Consider the following 17,475-nt stretch of genomic DNA (forward strand, 5'->3'; position numbering starts at 1 on the left):
GGGGCAGCGCCCCTTTTGTGTGAAGGTATGAGATCAAAGTGACACTCTTGTAGGATAATGTGGCGGACGCTACTTACTGCCGTGCTGAAATTGGTGTGCATTCGATGTTTTCCATCACCACCCGATTGTCATCTTGGTGCCACCCGTCCTGTATTTCACAATCCAGATCCACACGGACCGGTTTCGGGACCGGAGGCAATGTTCCGTCACAGTCCAGCTGCGCGCGCTGTATCCCCTGATCACCCGTCAGGCTGCCCTCACGGATTGGGCAACCCGTGGCCATTTCGATTGCAATCTTGGCGCGGCGCAAAACAGAGGAAACCTTGGGGACGGCTTCGAAATTCACCCGATAACTCTCGACCCAATCCTCGCGCTGATGGATCTTGAAACGTGCACCTTCGACGGTGATATCGTGCGTCAGGGTTTCCCGGTGGCGAAACTCCGGGCTGGGGCTGTCGCAAGCTATGAGGGCCGTGGTGAGGACGAGAGGAGCTATCTGTTTCAGTGGTGAAAACGGCATTGTTTCGGCTCTGCATTCAGTGAAGTCGGGATCCCCCTAAAGGTCGGTCCAATTGGTTAAACTTTCGTTAATATACGGGGGCTGCGACTGCTGTTGAGTTTGCACCGCAAATTTCCATGACTGCTCGGGATATCCCCCTGAACAGGCGTCATTTCCGGCGCATCGCAGGATTGGCGCAGCCTGCGGAATGCTCCTCCCCCGAAACGCTGACCTGAGGACCCTTTTCGAGCCCCTGTTTCGCTTGCATCCCGGGCCTCAAACCGCGACAGTGACTGAGCGAAGGATCGAAAATGTGAGCCGCCGAATGACCGTTTCCACCGACATCACCGGACGTTGCCTGTGTGGGCAGGTGGGCTTTGCCTTTCAGGGCACGCCTTTCATTCAGGTGATCTGTCATTGCGACAGCTGCCGCCGTGCTGCTGGCGCAGCGACGGTTGGGTTTTTGGGGTTGAAGGATGGCCAATGGCGATGGACCGGCAGGCCCCCCTCCACCTTTCGAAGCTCTCCCGGTGTTCAGCGCCATTTCTGCCCCACATGCGGGTCTGCGCTGGGCTTTCAGGGAGAAACCTATCCGGGGCAGTTCTATGCCCATGCCACAGCGCTTTCTGATCCGTCGCTATTTGTGCCGACAGCCCATGTGCACCATGATGAGATTCTGGCTTGGGCGCCTCCCGCCGACAACCTGCCTCGCCACCTGACAACTGCTGAATTGCTTTAAGGAACCGCCATGTCTGAGAAACCTCCCGTCGATCCCGAACGTCACGCAATGAAGATGGCCAAGAAAAAGGCCGCGCGCGATAAGATCATGGCCACCAAGACCGATAAAAAAGGTCTGGTGATTGTGCATACCGGCAAGGGCAAAGGAAAAAGTTCGGCCGCCTTCGGCATGATTTTCCGCTGCATCGCTGCCGACATGAAATGCGCTGTGGTGCAATTTATCAAAGGCGGGATGCAGTGCGGTGAACGTGATCTGATCACCGAGAAATTCAGCGATATCTGTGAATTTTACACGATGGGCGAAGGGTTCACCTGGGAAACTCAGGACAAGACCCGTGACACCGAAATGGCGCAGGCAGCATGGGAGAAATCAAAAGAACTCATCCGTGATCCGGCCAACAAGATGGTGCTTCTGGATGAAATCAACATCGCAATCCGCTATGGTTATGTGGATGTGGCTGACGTGGTGGCCTTCCTGTCGGAAGAAAAGCCCGAGATGACACATGTGGTCCTGACCGGGCGCAACGCTGCGGAAGACCTTATTGAAATCGCGGACCTCGTGACCGAAATGGAGCTGGTCAAACACCCGTTCCGATCAGGCATCAAGGCGCAGCGTGGGGTGGAATTCTGATCCCATTTGGTCCGCCTGGCTTTTTTAAAGGAGGATAATATGCCCCAATTTTATATGGCCTATCACGTGACCGGCGCGATGGGGGATGCAGATGCACAGGCGGACAATCAAGCCCGTTACAAGGCTTGGATGGAAAAACATGCTGGCGCCCTTGTTGTGCCAGCCCAGCCACTTGGGCCGCAATGGACCATTACCGCTGAAGGAGCAGAGGAAGGGTTCGAAGGGTCCATGATGGGGTATTCCGTGCTTGAGGCAGCGGATCTTGATGCCGCCATCGCGATCGCCAAGGAATGCCCTTTCTGTGAGATGGGCAATCTGCAATTGGCGGAAATGATGACAATGCCGGGAAAATCGTAACCGCCCTCATTTTCTGGTCCAAAATATCCCGGGGTGAGCGAGCATGTCTCGCGAGGGGCGGCGCCCCTCAGGCTCATCCCGCAGGGATGAGCCACCCCCGTCACAAAGTAGCCCGACATAAATCTACTGCGTGCAGGTGTTCCAACAGCGCTTGATCCTCAAATCGCATCCCGCAGTTTGGACATCAGGAGGCTGAGGTTTTTCTCGTATCGTTCACTGATCAGCCGTCCGGTTTCGTCAAACTCTTTCCGACTTCCTGCCACGGCAATGTCTGGTCCTAACACCAATTGCGGCTGAAACGGCGCCATGGCTGCCACCAAAGACGCTTGTGCACGTTCCCCGCCCGCGCGGCCTGCTGCCGCTGACATCAGCGCCACAGGTTTGCCCACCCATGGCTGAGGTTTTACCCGGCTGACCCAGTCGAGCGCATTTTTCAGCACCCCCGAGAGCATCTTATTGTATTCCGGTGTAGAGATGATCACGGCATCCGCGGCGCGGATCTGCTCCACCAGCAGCATAACAGGAGCGGGAATTCCGTCGCCATCTTCCAGATCGCCATTATAAAGTGGCATGTTCAGGTCGGCCTCGTCATAGGTGCATTCCCCAAATACCCGCGCAGCATTGCGCAGGAGCATCCGGTTGGTCGACCCTTTGCGCAATGCTCCTGACAGCCCAAGCAATTGAACCATGACACTCGTCCTTCCTGTTTCGCTCCGTCAAACATGGGAACAGCAGCAGAAAGGATCAAGCCGTTCCCTTGGCCAGATGATGGATTAGCTGTGGAGCGCGTTGGAAACTTCAATCAGATTTCCATCTGGATCACGCAGATAGAGCGATAGAATTGGCCCAGTGGCGCCGGTTCGCCGCACCGGTCCTTCTTCAATTCGGATCTCATGTGCTTGAAGATGTTGACGCCACTCATCCAAATCCCGATCTGACAGGAAACAAAGATCAGCAGATCCCGGAGCTGGCAGGGCGGCTTTTGGATCAAATGGCCCATCTGCCGGGTGCAGGTTAATCTTCTGTGCACCAAATGAAAGCGCCCATCTCGTGCTGCCATCTGCGGGCTCAAACGACACCGCCCGCATCCCCAAGATGTCTTCGTAAAACCGGATCGTGGCTTGCAGGTCGGCCACGGTCAGGACAAGGTGGTCTAACATGGATACTGTCGGCATCGGCCTTTCCCCGGCTGTGTGCCCTCAGGCTGACAGGAGGGCGTTTGGGATGCAAGACAAAGGCACTGAATTTGAAACCCTGACCGATCCTATGAACCCGGTTAGGACAGCAACCCTCTTTACCGCACTGGGACTTGGCACGCCCCCTGCCGTAGGCGAACCATTGCCTCCGTTTTTTCATCAATTACATTTCTGGAATGCACTGCCGCCCGAGCAGTTGGGTCGGGACGGGCATCCAAAAGTGGGCGGGTTGATCCCCGATATGGGGCTGCCGCGTCGCATGTGGGCGGGGGGGCGGCTTGCTTTTCGCGCACCATTGCTGGCGGGTGTGGAAGCGGAAAAGACCACTTGGTTGGAGCATGCCGAACAAAAGCAGGGCCGCACTGGCCCGCTTGGTTTTGTCACGCTGCGCCACGAGATCCGGCAGGATCATGAGCTGAAAATCACCGAATGGCAGGATCTGGTCTATCGTGAAGATCCCTCACCTGACGCCCCAAAGCCCAATCCGCAACCGGCCGCTGAGGATGAAGACAGCGAGGAAAGCTGGCAGTTTTCGTCGACACTTCTGTTTCGCTATTCCGCCCTGACCTTCAACGGGCATCGGATCCACTACGACATTGATTACGCCCGCGACGTCGAGGGATATGCAGGGCTGGTGGTCCACGGTCCGCTTCTGGCGCAGCTCCTGATGCTCAAGGCCGAGCGTGAACTTGGCCCACTTTCCGGTTTTCGCTTCCGCGCCATGTCGCCGGTTTTGCACACAGAGGGGGCCACGCTTTGCCGCAAAGGGCAGGTCTTATGGGTGCGCGGACATGACGGGCGGCTCTGCATGTTGGCCGAAGCAGAGCTTTAAAGGCTTGCCTCCACCCGGAACCGCTCTGGTATCCGATCTTCGCCTTCCAGCACCAGATCAGCCATGACCTCTGCCACATTGGGGGCCATGCCAAACCCGATCTTGAACCCGCCATTGGCGATATATTCCTGATCTCGTCCCGGCCAGAGGCCAAGCATGGGCGCCCGACTGCGCGCACGTGGCCTGAGCCCCGCCCAGCGTTCGATCACCGGGGCGGCGCGTAGTACCGGCAGGACCTCGCCGGCCTTGAGTAGAATGTCGTCCAAAAGCTCGTCGGTTTCATCTGGCGAGGCATAGTCCCGCTCAGAGGTTGATCCGACCGCCACGGTCCCGTTTTCATGCGGCACAATCAGCACCGGCCCAGCCGCCACCTGCGCCATGCCGCGCGCGTCCAATCCCAACAGGGCGGCTTGGCCTTTGACGCCATTACCAACCTGCTTGTCGCGTTCGGCAGACAGGGTTTGCAACCCGGCAAGTCCGGTGGCCCAAATCACGCGCCCCTGTGCAGGCGCGTCACCGATCACAACCTCTCCACCCAAGGCCTGAATGGCACTGGCCATCGCATTACAGGCGGATCGAGGATGAATGCGGGCACTGAGGGTGTCGTGAATCAGCCGGCCGGTCTCAGATTGGGGAGACCAATCCCCTCCGGTGGCCTCGACCACCTCCCAGCGGGCCATGCCCTGCCAGCATTCCCGCGCCGTCTGCGCTCGCTCCCGCGCCAGTTCCAACCCACGTTCAGTGTCAATCGGTTGCAACCGCCCAACACGCCCATAGCCCGTAGGCAGACCTGACAACTCGGCGGCCCGCTGCCAGAAAGCCTCGGCCATGATCAGGCTTTGAAACTGAAATTCCTTGATGTCATTCCAGTTTTCCGGTGCATGGGGCGCCAACATGCCGACCACACCACCAGAGCAGCCTGCGGCAACCCCCGTGCGTTCAATCACCCGCACCTTCGCCCCGCGCAAAGCACAGGCAAATGCCACGCTCAACCCGAACACACCAGCGCCCATCACGGTCACATCCACTGTTGCCAAAACGGACATCCTTCCTCATTGTCGCCCAGTTGCACCCACTCATAGGCGATCGGATGGGACAGGACCAGACAGCGAAGCTCGAATGGAAAGAAAGCGGCGTTCCCGTCGCGACACGTTTTGACGACCCGTATTTCAGTCTGGAAAACGGGCTGGATGAAACGCGGCATGTGTTCTTGGCGGGAAATGACCTGCCAGCGCGGTTTCGACCGGGATTCCATGTGGCAGAACTCGGGTTTGGAACCGGGTTGAATATGTTGGCGACGCTGATGGCTTGGCAGGCGGCAGGTGCTCCTGAAGGGGTGCGCTTTACCTCCTTTGAGGCTTTTCCGATGAGCGTGGCTGATGTTAGTAGAGCGCTTGAGGCGTTCCCCGAGGCACGTGCCTTGGCGGACCCTTTTCTTGACGCATGGGGAGCGGGAAGACGCCTGTTTGACGTTCACGGTCTGAGTGTTGAAGTGGTCGAAGGCGACGCGCGCAAAGAACTAGGTCGCTGGACCGGACATGCGGATGCATGGTTTCTGGATGGGTTTTCGCCTGCCAAGAACCCGGAGCTGTGGGGCGAAGACCTCATGACCGAGATTGGCCATCACACTGCGCCCAATGGCACGTTTGCGACATATACTGCCGCCGGTTTCGTACGGCGCGCGCTAGACGCCGCTGGTTTTGACGTGGAACGTTCGCCCGGATATGGGCGCAAGCGGCATATGAGCCGTGGGATCCTGCGCCCACGGGAGATCTGATGGAGCAAAACACTCGCATTGGCATCTGGCTGATGGTGGCAGCAACCTTCGTTTTTGCAATGCAGGACGGGATCTCGCGTCATCTGGCCGGAGAATACAATGTCTGGATGGTGGTAATGATCCGCTATTGGTTCTTCGCCGCATTTGTCGTGTGGCTGACCCGGCGATCAGGCGGTTTGCGCAATGCGTTGCGCCCGGCAAAGCCTGTGTTGCAGATATTTCGCGGCGCTCTGCTAGCGTTGGAAATTTGTGTCACGGTTCTGGCCTTCACGCTGTTGGGCTTGGTGGAAAGTCACGCAGTTTTTGCCTGTTACCCACTGATTGTTGCTGCGCTCTCTGGTCCCGTACTTGGAGAAAAAGTGGGCTGGAGACGTTGGGCCGCGATTGCAGTTGGCTTTATCGGTATTCTGATCATTTTAAAGCCAGGTTTCGGGGTCTTTGCCCCCGAAGCGATTGTCCCACTCGTCGGCGCAGCAATGTTTGCGCTTTACGGTCTTTTGACCCGCTATGCCTCGCGCTTTGACAGCACACAGATCAGTTTCTTCTGGACCGGCATCACCGGCGCCATTGTGATGACCGCAATCGGTGCCTGGTTCTGGGAGCCAATGAGCGGTGGTGATTGGATCTGGATGATTGTTCTTTGCATAACAGGTGTTCTGGGGCACTGGCTCTTGATCAAATGCTATGAAATGGCCGAAGCCAGCGCTGTGCAGCCTTTTGCCTATCTGCAGCTCGTATTTGTATCGACCCTTGGTGTGGCGGTGTTTAACGAAGTGATTGAAACAAATGTCATTATCGGAGCGGTGATCGTTGTTGCGGCTGGGGTATTCACGTTGCAGCGGACCCGCAAAGCGACATAGCCCATCCTATTGCTTCAGTTCCCTGGAAAGTCGCATGGGTTCGGTCTTGCCGGTCAATCGGGCGCGATAAACCGGCAGGCTTTCGGTCACGCGCATCACATAGTTACGGGTTTCGCGAAATGGGATATGCTCGATCCAGTCAACGATGTCGGTGCTTCGCGCGCGTGGATCCCCGAGCCGTTCCGACCAACTGCGGGACCGTCCTGGACCGGCATTATATCCCACCGCAATCAATACCGGGTTGCCGTCGAAATCCTCGATGAGTTTTGCAAGATATTCCGATCCGAGCCGCGTATTGTAGGCGGAATCCTGAGTGAGGCGAGATTTGGAATATGAGATGTCCAGCCGTTTTGCCATATCCTTGGCGGTGCCGGGCATGAGCTGCATCAGGCCCCGTGCGCCAACCCCAGATACCACTTCCGGATCAAATTCGCTTTCGCGCCGCGCGATGGCAAGCTCCAGCGCCCGAGGAACCCCTGCGTTGCCTCGACCAATGTCCGGCGTGGGGAAATAGGGGCGGTGCAGGATCCAGCCCTGACGGGCAGCATATTTGGCGATCATGACACGCAGATGAGGCTCGTCCATACTTTCGGCCCAGCCAGCCAGATGTCCAATTTCATCGCGGGTCAGGCGTTCGGCCAGATGCACGGTAAACCGTTCCGTCCAATATAGTTCGCCTGTGGACTGCAACAGTCGTGCGGCTTGCATCACTGAGGTGGACCAGAAACCCTGCGCTTTGAAATCGCGATGGCGTTCCTGTCCGGTTAGGGCAGGATCCATTGGAATGCCAGCTTTCTCGGCGGCCAGCTGCCCGTAGAAACTGGTCTGGTATTTGGCCCCTTCCGTATAGGCCAGTTTTGCCTCTGTTGCGTTCCCCATTGCCTCATGGGCGCGGCCGATCCAATATCCTGCGCGGCCAAGTGAAATTGGCGTAAAGACACCTGCGCGAAACCGTTTGAAATGGTAAAGCGCGGTTTCTGCGTCGTTCAATTTGCGCAGCGATATATAACCGGCAAGCCACTCAAGGTCGTTGTAATTTGACCCTTCCGACATCTGGTGCATCGAAGCCAGCCGGTATGCTTGTTTGGGTTTTCCATCCCGCATGGACCAGCGCGCAAGAACGCGTCGCCAGCTGCCCCAGCGCTCCGGTTCGCCTAGGGATCTCAACGATTTTGAGCGTTCGAGCAGCAGGTCTGTCGCATCCTGATTTCGACCTTTTCCTGCCCGCCAGAGAAACCGCTCATAGGCAAGACCGGGATCATCAGCCAGCGATGACGGCACCGCACTGATCAGCCCGTCAACGCCATCTTGTTTGCGGCGCAGCGCGATCTTTGCGCGGGCCAAACTGGCCTGACTTTTGCTCAGAAGCGGCAGCATCCGCGATGCATCTTTGGTATTGCCACGCCAGAGCATGTTTTCGGTCCGGACCCGATGAGAGCCTTTGAGGATTTCGGGGTAACGAGACACAAAAGCGTTGTGTTCGTCTTCGTCCATCGACAGAGAGTGCCATGCCGCGATCAACACGTCACGCTCCCCGTCCTGTCCGGTAGCTTTCAGCGCCTCAGCCAGACGAAGGGCCCCTCGCCCTGTTTGTGGTGGCTGGTCCTTGAAAAAGGCCAGCACCGGGGCAGGGGTGCCGCCACGCGGGATATTTCTCTCGGAACGTTTGCGCAGAAGTTTCAACCCCGGCCAATCGGCGCGACGCTCAAGAAACGCCCGCGTTTCACCAAACGAACCTTCGCCTTGGCGCAACCGGTGCCACTCTACAATGTCGAAAACAAGGGCGCCCCCGGCACGTGCTTTGGTCTGAGCTGCAGGCCAATCCTCGGTTCTGGAAAGCGCAATCGCCTCTTTCAACGCAGTGACAGAAGCCGCATCCTGAGCCTGTGCAGGACCGGTTCCAAGCAGAAATAGCGCAGCTAGCGCCGAGAACATGTGATAAATTCGTGCAATCATGGGCGAAATCTAATCGGACACGCTGTTAGTTCAACACACATTCTTGGCATTTCTATCGAACCCGGCTAGTTTCCGCCGCGTTTGTGGGGCGATTCAGTAAGACCCCGCCATAACTGACAACAAACAAAGGAGCGTGTCATGTTCAAAGGAAGTCTTCCTGCCCTGGTCACGCCGTTCAAGGACGGCGCAGTGGATTTCGACGCGCTCAAACGCTTGGTCAACTGGCAGATCGACGAAGGGTCGAACGGTTTGGTACCAGTGGGCACAACCGGCGAAAGCCCGACTCTGAGCCACGAAGAACATGAAGCGGTGATCGAGGCGGTGGTGGAAACCGCTGCGGGCCGCGTGCCGGTCATCGCCGGGGCCGGGTCCAACAACACTGTGGAAACCCTGCGCTTCATGGAACACGCCAAGCGCGTGGGGGCGACCGCTGGTCTGGTGGTCACACCTTACTACAACAAGCCGACCCAGCGTGGACTGATCCACCACTTCCGCACCGTGGCGGATGCCGTGGACCTGCCGATCGTGATCTACAATATCCCCGGACGATCCGTCGTGGACATGTCACCCGAGACCATGGGCGAACTGGCCCAGCACAAGAACATCGTAGGTGTGAAAGACGCCACCGGCGATCTGGCACGGGTGAGCTTTCAGCGCATGTCTTGCGGCAAGGATTTCATCCAGCTGTCGGGTGAAGACGCTACCGCGCATGGGTTCAATGCCCAAGGTGGGCAAGGTTGTATCTCGGTCACGGCAAACGTGGCGCCGCGTCTGTGTGCCGACATGCAGGCGGCCACTCTGGACGGCGACTATACCAAAGCGCTTGAGATTGCCGACAAGCTGATGCCGCTGCACAAGGCGATCTTTATGGAGCCGGGCACTTGCGGCGCGAAATACGCACTGTCGAAACTGGGCGTCTGTTTGGAGGAGGTACGTTCACCGCTGGTCGGGCTGTCGGATGAGACCAAATCAGCATTGGATGATGCGATGCGTCACGCAGGCTTGATCAACTGATCCGGCATATCAAGTTTAGAAGGCGCTCCAATCGGGGCGCCTTTTTTATTTGGAGTGTCGAATTTCCGGAATGACTGCATCCACTTCGATTTCCACCAGCCATTCAGGATTAACAAAGCGGCTGACCGCCATGATTGTGTCGACCGGACGCGAATCCGTGCAATAGGCTTTCCGTGCCTCAATGGCGTCTTTCCAAAGGTCGATATCTGTAAGGATAACCCGTGTCCTGACGATATCCTCAATCCCTGACCCCGCCTGTTCCAAGGCCGCTTTGATGATTTCGAAGCACTGGGTCGTTTGTGCAAAGACATCCCCGACGCCGACTGTTTTCCCATCTTCGTCGACCGGGGCGGTTCCTCCGACTGCGATGAAGTTTCCGACTTTGACCGCACGGCTGAAGCCGACGATTTCTTCCATTGGATTCCCATTTGAGATCAGAACGCGACCGCCGGGCATGGTGCATCTCCTTTTCAGCAATGTCTTCATATTAGCATATTCGAAGAGCTGGCGTTGCGGGTGGTATTTCGACCTTTCGCATTGGACCTCTGCGTGACAGAGTGCGCAGGACATAAGGAGTGACCCATGTCCGAAATCCGAGAAGGCGAAATTGCCTTGCCGTTTGATCCGGCGGACGAGGCCGGCCCCTTGGTAGCCTTTATCGGCAAGGTGCGCAGCCCGTGGGAGAAGGGCACCGCCCCTGGCAATTTAGCGGGTGCCCGTGAACGTGGGGGCGAATTCGCAATTGTGCTTGATCCGCGATATCAGCAAGGGCTCGAAGGGCTGTCGGTCGGACGTCATATCATCGTGATGTATTGGATGGATCGCGGGCGGCGCGACTTGATTGTGCAATGCCCGCGTCACACAAATGGCCCACGTGGGGTGTTTTCCCTGCGCTCTCCGGTGCGACCCAATCCAATTGCTCTGGCAACCGTGAAAATTACCTCGATCAAAGGAAATCGGATCGGGATTGACGCCATAGATTGTTTTGATGGCACACCCGTGGTGGACATCAAGCCCTGGATTGCCACCATTGATCAGCCGCAAGACGGGGTGCAGTGCTAGAGAGGCTGGACACTGGCCACGCCAACCCCTACATCCGATTTATGGCTAAGAAGAAGAAATCCGTAAAAGAAGATGGCAACTACAAGGTGATCGCGGAAAATCGCCGTGCGCGGTATGATTATGCGATCGAAGATGACATCGAATGCGGGATTGTCCTGCAAGGGTCCGAGGTGAAATCCCTTCGGACTGGTGGGTCGAATATCGCAGAAAGCTATGCGGCGGTTGAGGATGGTGAACTTTTTCTGACCAACGCCTATATCGCGCCATATAAACAGGCGGTGACCTGGGGGCATCTGGAGCGTCGCAAGCGCAAGCTATTGGCCTCTCGGCGCGAGATCGCCCGGATGTGGAAAGCAACCCAGCGCGAGGGGATGACCCTTGTGCCGATGGTTATGTATTTTAACCACAAGGGTCTGGTGAAGATCAAAATCGGTATCGCGAAGGGTAAGAAAGCCCATGACAAGCGGGCGACTGAGGCCAAGCGCGATTGGGGCCGGCAAAAGCAACGCCTGTTGCGTCACGGCGAATAAGATTTGAATTCTTGAACTGAGTGCCCTCGCCACTGGCTCGGGCCGCGCGGCGGCGATGGCTCATCTGCGATGAGCCTGAGGGGCGCTGCCCCTCGCGAGCGGGCTCGCCCTCCCCGAGGTATTTATTGCAAGAAAAAGCTCAGGTGAGGTCAAACCCTGCATAGGGTAGGAACTGGATTGGTGTGCCGGGGGTGATGTCTTGTGCGTCGTCTGACAGTTCCACCAATCCTGTGGCCCAGGCGAGGCCAGAGATGCGGCCGGACCCTTCGGATTTGAACGCTTCGACCCGGCCATCTTCTCCGATCCGTGCACGCAGGTATTCACGACGCCCTGCTTTCTTTTTCTTCGAAAAGGCCGCGGGCAGGGTCATGGCCATCGGATCGAGCCACCCTCCCCCCGCGAGCACGGAAAAGGCGGGGCGGGCGAAAATCAGCGTGGTGACGAGGGCGGCAACCGGATTGCCGGGCAGGCCGAAGACAGGTGTCGTGCCCCATTGGGCAAGGGCCAACGGGCGGCCCGGTTTGATTGCGATGCGCCAGTGGTGCAGCGAACCGGTTTCCTGGAGCAGGGCAGACACGTGATCTTCGTCCCCGGCGGAGGCCCCGCCCGAGGTGAGGATCACATCCGCTTTTTCCGCTCCAGCGTCGAACGCGTCGCGCAAGGCATCGCGGTCATCGGACACATGGCCCAGATCAACCGGGATATATCCCCATGTTTCGGCAAGCGAGAGCAGCATTGGGCGATTGGCATCATATGTGCGGGCCACGTCTAGGGTGCTGCCGGGGGCGGCGAGTTCATCTCCGGTCGAAAGCACCCCAACGCGTAGAGGGGTGCGTGTTTCTACTTCGGAAAGTCCAAGGGCAGAGAGAAGTGCAATATCTGGGGCGCGCAGCTTGTGACCCATTGGGAGGGCCAATTTGCCAGCCTCGACATCTTCGCCCGCAGCTCGGGCATTGGCACCGGGTTTTGGGGCGGAGGGGAAGCTCACTGTGTCGCCCGTTAAGGTCACATCCTCCTGAAGCACCACGGTGTCCACGCCCTTGGGAAGCAGTGCGCCGGTCAGGATGCGGATGGCGTGGCCCGGGGGAACCGTGCCTTCAAATGGTCCGCCTGCTGCTGCGCGCCCTTCAACCAGCGGTAAGGTGATCTGTGTTTCGGATGGAAGGCTCGCGTGCGCAAACGTGTATCCATCTACGGCGGAGTTGGCACCCGGAGGATTGGACCGCAGGGCCATATGGTCGCGGGCCAAAATACGCCCGCGGGCTTTGTCTGTAGGGATTGTCTCAGGGCCGGTCACCGGAGCGAGCCGATCCCGTAGGGTCGCAAGCGCTTCATCCACGGGAGTCCAGTGTACGCCAGGAGGCAGAGCAAAACAGTCGTTCTTTAGGCCAGCGGCTTTGGGGACAGGCCGAGGGGCAAGCCCAGTTTCCTCTGCGATGAAATCGGCAATCGCGCTGGTGTCGTCGAGATCGAAAAGGGGGCAGGGCAGGTCGGTGGGCGTGTGATCGGCGGCGACGGCACGAACGGTGGGGTTTTCGCGGGCGATCAATGGCTGACCGGTTTCTGCGCGGCAGGCCTCGATCTTGGGGTGGGAGGCAGATTTGAACCCCTCAACGATCACAAGATCACAAGGCTGCAGGCGCTTCAGCAACGTATCGAGATCAGGTTTCGGGGTGTCCCGAAGCTCATGCAATTGGGCAATGCGCGCATCACTGACCAGCACCACCTCTTGCGCGCCTGCAATGCGGTGGCGATGGGTGTCCGTGCCTTTACGCTCAAGATCCACGCCGTGATGCGTGTGTTTCAAGGTCGAAACAGTCAGCCCGCGTGCCGTGAATTCGGCCACCAACCGCTCCACCAGCCCGGTCTTGCCGGAGTTCTTCCATCCGGTGATGCCGAAAATACGTGCCATGTCAGTTGGCTCCTTTCAGGAGAGCCTCAGCCCGTTCCAGATCTTCGGGTGTGTTGACATTGAAAAACGGGTCAAACGGGTCGGGGTCATAGGGGGCGAGGGCGGCGCCGTGTTTGTCGGTCCAAAGGACCACCTTACGCAATCCATCCTTGAGAGCAGCGCGCAGATCATCACGCAGATCTACCGGCCAGAGGCCAAATGTGGGTTGGCGCATGGGGCCGCGATCTGGATCATTTGTGGCAGCGAGCGCAATGGGGGTACCCTCTGCCTTTGCGGCGGCGATCAGGCGCGCGCCAAGATCTGTCGGGAAAAACGGTGTGTCGGCAGCGGCGGATAGTATGTGGGTTGCACCTTGCTCGGCCGCCCAATCCAACCCCGCAAGGACACCGGCAAGCGGGCCCGCAAATCCTTCGATGCTGTCGGATAGAACAGGCAGGCCAGTATCGGCGAAACGCGAAGCATCGCCATTGGCATTCAGCGCCAAGGTGTCGACCTGTGGGGCGAGGCGGGTGATCACATGCTCAAGTAGGCTCTTGCCGCCCAATTCCAACCGTCCCTTGTCGAGTTGCGCCTCTTCGCTGCCACCCATTCGTGTGGCGAGCCCTCCGGCGAGGATCACACCGTAGACTTTATTATTGGGCATCGTCATTTCGCAGGTTTCATCCAAGCCGTGACATCATCCACGAATTTGGCTTCATCTTCTATGATTGACTTCGGAATTGAAATAGGCTGACCGCCGCTCAAAAGAACAACGCACTCTTTGGTCTGTAAGAAGTCATCAATAGTGTGCCATGGGGCCTTGACCATTTTCCCACCACGGCAGGACTTTATTCCGTGCGAGTTTACTGCAACGTTCATTTGACCGCGCATGCTCGGCATATGCTTAATGTTTCGGATCATTGTGACAGCTGTTATGCGTTGCCAACCCCAGATGATAATTGAACCGATGGCGATAGAAATAACAATTTGCCAAACTGGAAGGATGGTATCATCAAAGATTAGTTCACGGAGAATATAGCCGATTGCGACGGCACCAGAAGCTATAAATGTCTGAAACAAAATCCCAACTAAGTGAAATTTGATTGGATAGTGATACCTAAGTACTATGCGCTGAGCAATTCTTGCGGCTCGCAAACTCTGAGTGTCTGTCAGTTCGTATGTGAACTCATAACTCATGCGCTTCCCTTCCGACGGTGTTTCTTTTCCTCAGTTGGTGCGTGGGCGGGATCCATGTCTCGGATCAGACGGTCTGCGCCGGACAGGCAGGTGAAGCGCTGGCCACGCATCCGACCAATCAGCGTCAGTCCGATCTCTTGCGCGATTTCCACGCCCCAAGCAGTGAAGCCGGAGCGCGAGACAAGCACGGGGATGCCCATCTGCGCGGTCTTAATCACCATTTCCGAGGTCAGCCGCCCGGTGGTATAGAGGATCTTGTCCGCCCCATCGATGCCTTCGGCCAGCATCCAGCCTGCCACCTTGTCGACCGCGTTGTGGCGCCCCACGTCCTCCATATAGACAAGCGGACGCTCGCCCTGACACAAGACAGTGCCGTGGATCGCTCCTGCTTCCAAATAGAGCGACGGGGTGCGGTTGATCTTGTTGGCAAGCGTATAAAGCCATGATGTGCGCAACTCGGTTGTGGGAAGGGTCAGACCCTCCAGCCCTTCCATCATGTCGCCAAAGACCGTGCCGACCGCGCAACCGGACGTGCGGGTTTTACGAGCGAGCTTGTCTTCGAAATCAGTCTCAACGGCGGTGCGCACAACCACTGTGTCCAGTTCCTCGTCATAATCGACGCCGGTGATTTGATCGTTATCCGACAGCATGCCCTGATTGCGTAAAAACCCCATGGCGAGGTAGTCGGGGTAATCCCCGATGGTCATGGCAGTCACAATCTCACGGCGGTTGAGAAAAATCGTCAGCGGGCGTTCTTCAACCACATTTGCGGTCACGTCATCCCCGTGTTCATCCACGCCGATCACCGCGCGGGTCAGGCGGGCGGCAGTGGGATCTGGGGCGATGATGTAGTCGTCGCTTGGATCGATTTTAGACATATTGCATCCTTGCTCTTGCCCCTTCCGGGCATATGAGCAATTTAGGGTTTGATGGAACAAAGTGTCACCCCCAAAACCGCCTTTTTGCGCGGATCGCGCGATGCGCTGCCCTTCCTGCTGGTGGTGGGGCCATTTGCGCTGCTTTTTGGTGTGGTTGGGGCTGAGGCTGGATTGAACCTTGCTGAAGTCATGGGGTTTTCTGTGTTGGTCATTGCGGGGGCGTCGCAGTTTGCCGCGCTTCAGGTGATGAGTGAAAACGCGCCCACGATTATCGTGATCCTGACGGCACTTGCGGTTAATCTGCGCATGGCGATGTATTCGGCATCCCTCACGCCCTATCTGGGCAAAGCGCCGATATGGAAACGAGCATTGGCCGCCTATTTTATGGTGGATCAGGCCTATACGCTGTCTCAGATCAAGTTCGAGATGGAGCCGGATCTGTCGGTATCAGCACGGCTTGCCTATTATCTTGGAACTGTCGTTCCGATTGCCCCATTTTGGTATATTCTGACTTATGTAGGCGCTGTCGCAGGAACGAAAATTCCACCGGAGTTCGCGCTTGATTTTGCCTTGCCAATTACCTTTATCGCCATGATTGCTCCGGCCTTGCGCACGATTGCGCATAGCGCCGCGGCAGTGACCTCTGTCATTGTCGCGCTATTGATGGCGTGGATGCCCTATGGAACCGGGCTTTTGGTCGCAGCCGTGGTGGCGATGGCAGTAGGGGCGCAAATCGAATTGTGGATGGCGCGTCGGCCCGGAACAGGGGCGCAGGGATGAGCTATTCGCATCTGACCATCTGGGTGATCATCTTCGGGCTCGCCGTTGGCAGTTTCCTGATCCGCTTCAGTTTCCTTGGCATCATTGGGGACCGGCCGATGCCGGAATGGGTGTTGCGCCATTTGCGCTATACGCCGGTTGCGGTATTGCCCGGTCTTGTAGCGCCATTGGTATTCTGGCCAGAAGCCACGGATGGCATGACCGATCCAGCGCGCTTGGCCGCAGCTCTGGTTACACTGAGCGTCGGTTATTTTGGCAAGAATGTCCTGATGGCAATCCTATGCGGTGCCGTCACTCTCTACGGGATGATCTATCTTCTGGGCTAATGGCCGGGACCAAAAGGGAAACCGGGACACGAGCAACCCGTGAGATCTGTGTTTTGCCCCGGTGTTTGCTGTCGTCAGGTGCCGGGTGCGACGCCTGCCGGAAGACCCTCTACGAGAATTTCATAGTTGATATGTGGATCGTCGTCATAGAAGGTTTCTTCCTTCACCCCCGGTTTGGTCGCGAGGTAATCCATCAGCGCTGTCGGGAACCAACTGTCAGGGGCTCCCTCAAAACCGGGCAAACGTTTCATGATGGCGGCAACCGACTTTGAGCAATGGGCTTTGGGCACCGGACCGTTTTGCTCGACCAACCGGATCGCCAGCTCTGCGACCTCGGGGCTTACCACGATATCCTGTTGGACCACGCGATAGGTGATGCGGGAGTGGTAGTCGATGTAGAAATCCAGAACACCGGACGAGATCCCGTAATGCACGTCATGACGTTCCGGGATGCGTGCATGTCCCCAGGTGCCGGCGGGGTCGAACAACACCCGCTCATGACCGTTGATCATGAGGGCGGAATGAGCACCGGAGTTTCTCTGATTTGAAATAACGGTAAAGAGTGTGAGCGTGGGGGGGCCGGCCTCGCGAAAGGTGACACTCGCCACCGCTTCGTCACTGGCCCATTTATTGTCGGCACCACCGCAGGCAGCAAGCCCAGCTATCAGTGCCAGCGCCAAAAAGCTGCGCCGCATCCTCACCCCCAACCATGTTGTCTCGTTCGGCGTTTTATGCGCCTACGATTGCAAGGAATACCAGAAACAGGATGATTGCAATGGTTGAACGAGCGCAGACCTTGATGAAACCTTCATAGGTTTTTTCCTGAACGCTGGTGTCCATGGTGCCCATTTCATGTTCTGCCATTTTAGGTCTTCCCTATTTGAATCACGTGTTAAGTTGTCGATTAGCCGATTTTGAAGGGCCTGTCACCTCTTGTCAGTCGAGGAAATG

The 17,475-nt window shown here is 57.4% G+C and carries 23 protein-coding genes; 11 read left to right on the plus strand and 12 right to left on the minus strand.

The window, feature by feature from the left end; translation table 11 throughout:
• Positions 1-73: 73 nt before the first annotated feature.
• Positions 74-520 carry a hypothetical protein gene (locus tag O2N63_RS15195; protein ID WP_271055139.1) on the minus strand — a complete coding sequence of 149 codons (447 nt, stop codon included), beginning with the start codon at positions 518-520 and terminating at the stop codon, positions 74-76.
• 304 nt (positions 521-824) lie between these two features.
• On the opposite strand from O2N63_RS15195, the gene O2N63_RS15200 reads away from it, so the two are divergent.
• From O2N63_RS15200 to O2N63_RS15210, 3 genes are read left to right on the plus strand one after another with little or no spacing between them, the layout of a single operon-like run.
• Entirely contained in the window at positions 825-1,238 is a 414-nt protein-coding gene (locus tag O2N63_RS15200) for a GFA family protein (protein WP_271055140.1), read from the plus strand.
• 9 nt (positions 1,239-1,247) lie between these two features.
• On the plus strand, positions 1,248-1,868 hold the full coding sequence (gene cobO / locus O2N63_RS15205; protein WP_271055141.1) for a cob(I)yrinic acid a,c-diamide adenosyltransferase: 621 nt from the start codon (positions 1,248-1,250) through the stop codon (positions 1,866-1,868).
• A gap of 39 nt (positions 1,869-1,907) precedes the next feature.
• Complete coding sequence (locus O2N63_RS15210) at positions 1,908-2,225, plus strand: YciI family protein (protein WP_271055142.1); 318 nt, start codon at positions 1,908-1,910, stop codon at positions 2,223-2,225.
• Between the two features lie 158 nt (positions 2,226-2,383).
• Here O2N63_RS15210 and O2N63_RS15215 read toward each other — a convergent pair whose 3' ends face one another.
• Together O2N63_RS15215 and O2N63_RS15220 are read right to left on the minus strand one after the other, a co-directional pair.
• Entirely contained in the window at positions 2,384-2,914 is a 531-nt protein-coding gene (locus O2N63_RS15215) for an NADPH-dependent FMN reductase (protein WP_271055143.1), read from the minus strand.
• A gap of 84 nt (positions 2,915-2,998) precedes the next feature.
• Positions 2,999-3,400: a VOC family protein gene (locus tag O2N63_RS15220; RefSeq protein WP_271055144.1), complete on the minus strand. Its 402-nt coding sequence runs from the start codon at positions 3,398-3,400 to the stop codon at positions 2,999-3,001.
• A gap of 49 nt (positions 3,401-3,449) precedes the next feature.
• On the opposite strand from O2N63_RS15220, the gene O2N63_RS15225 reads away from it, so the two are divergent.
• Positions 3,450-4,253, plus strand: a complete 804-nt coding sequence (locus O2N63_RS15225; protein ID WP_271055145.1) for an acyl dehydratase — start codon at positions 3,450-3,452, stop codon at positions 4,251-4,253.
• Here the strand turns inward: O2N63_RS15225 and O2N63_RS15230 are convergent.
• Positions 4,250-5,290: an NAD(P)/FAD-dependent oxidoreductase gene (locus O2N63_RS15230; RefSeq protein WP_271055177.1), complete on the minus strand. Its 1,041-nt coding sequence runs from the start codon at positions 5,288-5,290 to the stop codon at positions 4,250-4,252. The two genes, O2N63_RS15225 and O2N63_RS15230, sit on opposite strands and share 4 nt — an antisense overlap.
• 53 nt (positions 5,291-5,343) lie before the next feature.
• Between O2N63_RS15230 and mnmD the strand changes: the two genes are divergently transcribed.
• Positions 5,344-6,030, plus strand: coding sequence for a tRNA (5-methylaminomethyl-2-thiouridine)(34)-methyltransferase MnmD (gene mnmD / locus O2N63_RS15235; protein WP_271055146.1), 687 nt, complete (start codon positions 5,344-5,346; stop codon positions 6,028-6,030).
• Positions 6,030-6,890 (plus strand): DMT family transporter, encoded by an 861-nt coding sequence (locus O2N63_RS15240; RefSeq protein ID WP_271055147.1) that lies wholly within the window; start codon positions 6,030-6,032, stop codon positions 6,888-6,890. The genes mnmD and O2N63_RS15240 overlap by 1 nt, the downstream gene beginning before the upstream one ends.
• A 6-nt stretch (positions 6,891-6,896) precedes the next feature.
• Here O2N63_RS15240 and O2N63_RS15245 read toward each other — a convergent pair whose 3' ends face one another.
• Positions 6,897-8,846, minus strand: a complete 1,950-nt coding sequence (locus O2N63_RS15245; RefSeq protein ID WP_271055148.1) for a lytic transglycosylase domain-containing protein — start codon at positions 8,844-8,846, stop codon at positions 6,897-6,899.
• Between the two features lie 138 nt (positions 8,847-8,984).
• Between O2N63_RS15245 and dapA the strand changes: the two genes are divergently transcribed.
• On the plus strand, positions 8,985-9,860 hold the full coding sequence (gene dapA / locus O2N63_RS15250) for a 4-hydroxy-tetrahydrodipicolinate synthase (RefSeq protein WP_271055149.1): 876 nt from the start codon (positions 8,985-8,987) through the stop codon (positions 9,858-9,860).
• Positions 9,861-9,905: 45 nt separating this feature from the next.
• Here dapA and O2N63_RS15255 read toward each other — a convergent pair whose 3' ends face one another.
• Entirely contained in the window at positions 9,906-10,316 is a 411-nt protein-coding gene (locus tag O2N63_RS15255) for a RidA family protein (protein ID WP_271055150.1), read from the minus strand.
• Positions 10,317-10,442: 126 nt separating this feature from the next.
• Between O2N63_RS15255 and tsaA the strand changes: the two genes are divergently transcribed.
• Positions 10,443-10,922: a tRNA (N6-threonylcarbamoyladenosine(37)-N6)-methyltransferase TrmO gene (gene tsaA / locus O2N63_RS15260; RefSeq protein WP_271055151.1), complete on the plus strand. Its 480-nt coding sequence runs from the start codon at positions 10,443-10,445 to the stop codon at positions 10,920-10,922.
• Between the two features lie 41 nt (positions 10,923-10,963).
• Complete coding sequence (gene smpB / locus O2N63_RS15265) at positions 10,964-11,452, plus strand: SsrA-binding protein SmpB (RefSeq protein WP_271055152.1); 489 nt, start codon at positions 10,964-10,966, stop codon at positions 11,450-11,452.
• Between the two features lie 139 nt (positions 11,453-11,591).
• Here smpB and O2N63_RS15270 read toward each other — a convergent pair whose 3' ends face one another.
• From O2N63_RS15270 to O2N63_RS15285, 4 genes are read right to left on the minus strand one after another with little or no spacing between them, the layout of a single operon-like run.
• Positions 11,592-13,364, minus strand: a complete 1,773-nt coding sequence (locus O2N63_RS15270; RefSeq protein WP_271055153.1) for a bifunctional molybdopterin-guanine dinucleotide biosynthesis adaptor protein MobB/molybdopterin molybdotransferase MoeA — start codon at positions 13,362-13,364, stop codon at positions 11,592-11,594.
• A gap of 1 nt (position 13,365) precedes the next feature.
• Complete coding sequence (gene mobA / locus O2N63_RS15275) at positions 13,366-14,013, minus strand: molybdenum cofactor guanylyltransferase MobA (RefSeq protein WP_408629822.1); 648 nt, start codon at positions 14,011-14,013, stop codon at positions 13,366-13,368.
• Entirely contained in the window at positions 14,010-14,540 is a 531-nt protein-coding gene (locus O2N63_RS15280) for a hypothetical protein (RefSeq protein ID WP_271055155.1), read from the minus strand. The genes mobA and O2N63_RS15280 overlap by 4 nt, the downstream gene beginning before the upstream one ends.
• The gene (locus O2N63_RS15285) at positions 14,537-15,418 is read right to left on the minus strand and encodes a formate dehydrogenase accessory sulfurtransferase FdhD (protein ID WP_271055156.1); all 882 of its coding nucleotides are present in this window, start codon (positions 15,416-15,418) and stop codon (positions 14,537-14,539) included. Before O2N63_RS15285 ends, O2N63_RS15280 begins: the two co-directional genes overlap by 4 nt.
• A gap of 51 nt (positions 15,419-15,469) precedes the next feature.
• On the opposite strand from O2N63_RS15285, the gene O2N63_RS15290 reads away from it, so the two are divergent.
• Positions 15,470-16,198 carry an AzlC family ABC transporter permease gene (locus O2N63_RS15290; RefSeq protein WP_271055157.1) on the plus strand — a complete coding sequence of 243 codons (729 nt, stop codon included), beginning with the start codon at positions 15,470-15,472 and terminating at the stop codon, positions 16,196-16,198.
• Entirely contained in the window at positions 16,195-16,524 is a 330-nt protein-coding gene (locus O2N63_RS15295) for an AzlD domain-containing protein (RefSeq protein ID WP_271055158.1), read from the plus strand. Before O2N63_RS15290 ends, O2N63_RS15295 begins: the two co-directional genes overlap by 4 nt.
• 74 nt (positions 16,525-16,598) lie before the next feature.
• On the opposite strand, the gene O2N63_RS15300 is transcribed toward O2N63_RS15295, so the two are convergent.
• Both O2N63_RS15300 and O2N63_RS15305 read right to left on the minus strand, forming a co-directional pair.
• The gene (locus O2N63_RS15300; protein WP_271055159.1) at positions 16,599-17,219 is read right to left on the minus strand and encodes a hypothetical protein; all 621 of its coding nucleotides are present in this window, start codon (positions 17,217-17,219) and stop codon (positions 16,599-16,601) included.
• Between the two features lie 34 nt (positions 17,220-17,253).
• Entirely contained in the window at positions 17,254-17,388 is a 135-nt protein-coding gene (locus O2N63_RS15305) for an aa3-type cytochrome c oxidase subunit IV (protein WP_271055160.1), read from the minus strand.
• Positions 17,389-17,475 lie beyond the last annotated feature (87 nt).

This window comes from Aliiroseovarius salicola, from assembly GCF_027891095.1.
GTDB classification, from domain to species: Bacteria; Pseudomonadota; Alphaproteobacteria; order Rhodobacterales; family Rhodobacteraceae; genus Aliiroseovarius; species Aliiroseovarius salicola.

What these genes read in the sequence shown, in the direction of transcription:
- O2N63_RS15210 (WP_271055142.1), top strand. Translation starts at nt 1,908, where the DNA reads ATGCCCCAATTTTATATGGCCTATCACGTGACCGGCGCGATGGGGGAT.
- O2N63_RS15195 (WP_271055139.1), bottom strand. Translation starts at nt 520, where the DNA reads ATGCCGTTTTCACCACTGAAACAGATAGCTCCTCTCGTCCTCACCACG.
- O2N63_RS15270 (WP_271055153.1), bottom strand. Translation starts at nt 13,364, where the DNA reads ATGGCACGTATTTTCGGCATCACCGGATGGAAGAACTCCGGCAAGACC.
- mobA (WP_408629822.1), bottom strand. Translation starts at nt 14,013, where the DNA reads ATGACGATGCCCAATAATAAAGTCTACGGTGTGATCCTCGCCGGAGGG.
- mnmD (WP_271055146.1), top strand. Translation starts at nt 5,344, where the DNA reads ATGGGACAGGACCAGACAGCGAAGCTCGAATGGAAAGAAAGCGGCGTT.
- O2N63_RS15300 (WP_271055159.1), bottom strand. Translation starts at nt 17,219, where the DNA reads ATGCGGCGCAGCTTTTTGGCGCTGGCACTGATAGCTGGGCTTGCTGCC.
- O2N63_RS15240 (WP_271055147.1), top strand. Translation starts at nt 6,030, where the DNA reads ATGGAGCAAAACACTCGCATTGGCATCTGGCTGATGGTGGCAGCAACC.
- O2N63_RS15255 (WP_271055150.1), bottom strand. Translation starts at nt 10,316, where the DNA reads ATGCCCGGCGGTCGCGTTCTGATCTCAAATGGGAATCCAATGGAAGAA.
- O2N63_RS15215 (WP_271055143.1), bottom strand. Translation starts at nt 2,914, where the DNA reads ATGGTTCAATTGCTTGGGCTGTCAGGAGCATTGCGCAAAGGGTCGACC.
- O2N63_RS15305 (WP_271055160.1), bottom strand. Translation starts at nt 17,388, where the DNA reads ATGGCAGAACATGAAATGGGCACCATGGACACCAGCGTTCAGGAAAAA.
- tsaA (WP_271055151.1), top strand. Translation starts at nt 10,443, where the DNA reads ATGTCCGAAATCCGAGAAGGCGAAATTGCCTTGCCGTTTGATCCGGCG.
- cobO (WP_271055141.1), top strand. Translation starts at nt 1,248, where the DNA reads ATGTCTGAGAAACCTCCCGTCGATCCCGAACGTCACGCAATGAAGATG.
- O2N63_RS15290 (WP_271055157.1), top strand. Translation starts at nt 15,470, where the DNA reads ATGGAACAAAGTGTCACCCCCAAAACCGCCTTTTTGCGCGGATCGCGC.
- O2N63_RS15220 (WP_271055144.1), bottom strand. Translation starts at nt 3,400, where the DNA reads ATGCCGACAGTATCCATGTTAGACCACCTTGTCCTGACCGTGGCCGAC.
- smpB (WP_271055152.1), top strand. Translation starts at nt 10,964, where the DNA reads ATGGCTAAGAAGAAGAAATCCGTAAAAGAAGATGGCAACTACAAGGTG.
- O2N63_RS15285 (WP_271055156.1), bottom strand. Translation starts at nt 15,418, where the DNA reads ATGTCTAAAATCGATCCAAGCGACGACTACATCATCGCCCCAGATCCC.
- O2N63_RS15280 (WP_271055155.1), bottom strand. Translation starts at nt 14,540, where the DNA reads ATGAGTTATGAGTTCACATACGAACTGACAGACACTCAGAGTTTGCGA.
- O2N63_RS15225 (WP_271055145.1), top strand. Translation starts at nt 3,450, where the DNA reads ATGCAAGACAAAGGCACTGAATTTGAAACCCTGACCGATCCTATGAAC.
- dapA (WP_271055149.1), top strand. Translation starts at nt 8,985, where the DNA reads ATGTTCAAAGGAAGTCTTCCTGCCCTGGTCACGCCGTTCAAGGACGGC.
- O2N63_RS15245 (WP_271055148.1), bottom strand. Translation starts at nt 8,846, where the DNA reads ATGATTGCACGAATTTATCACATGTTCTCGGCGCTAGCTGCGCTATTT.
- O2N63_RS15295 (WP_271055158.1), top strand. Translation starts at nt 16,195, where the DNA reads ATGAGCTATTCGCATCTGACCATCTGGGTGATCATCTTCGGGCTCGCC.
- O2N63_RS15200 (WP_271055140.1), top strand. Translation starts at nt 825, where the DNA reads ATGACCGTTTCCACCGACATCACCGGACGTTGCCTGTGTGGGCAGGTG.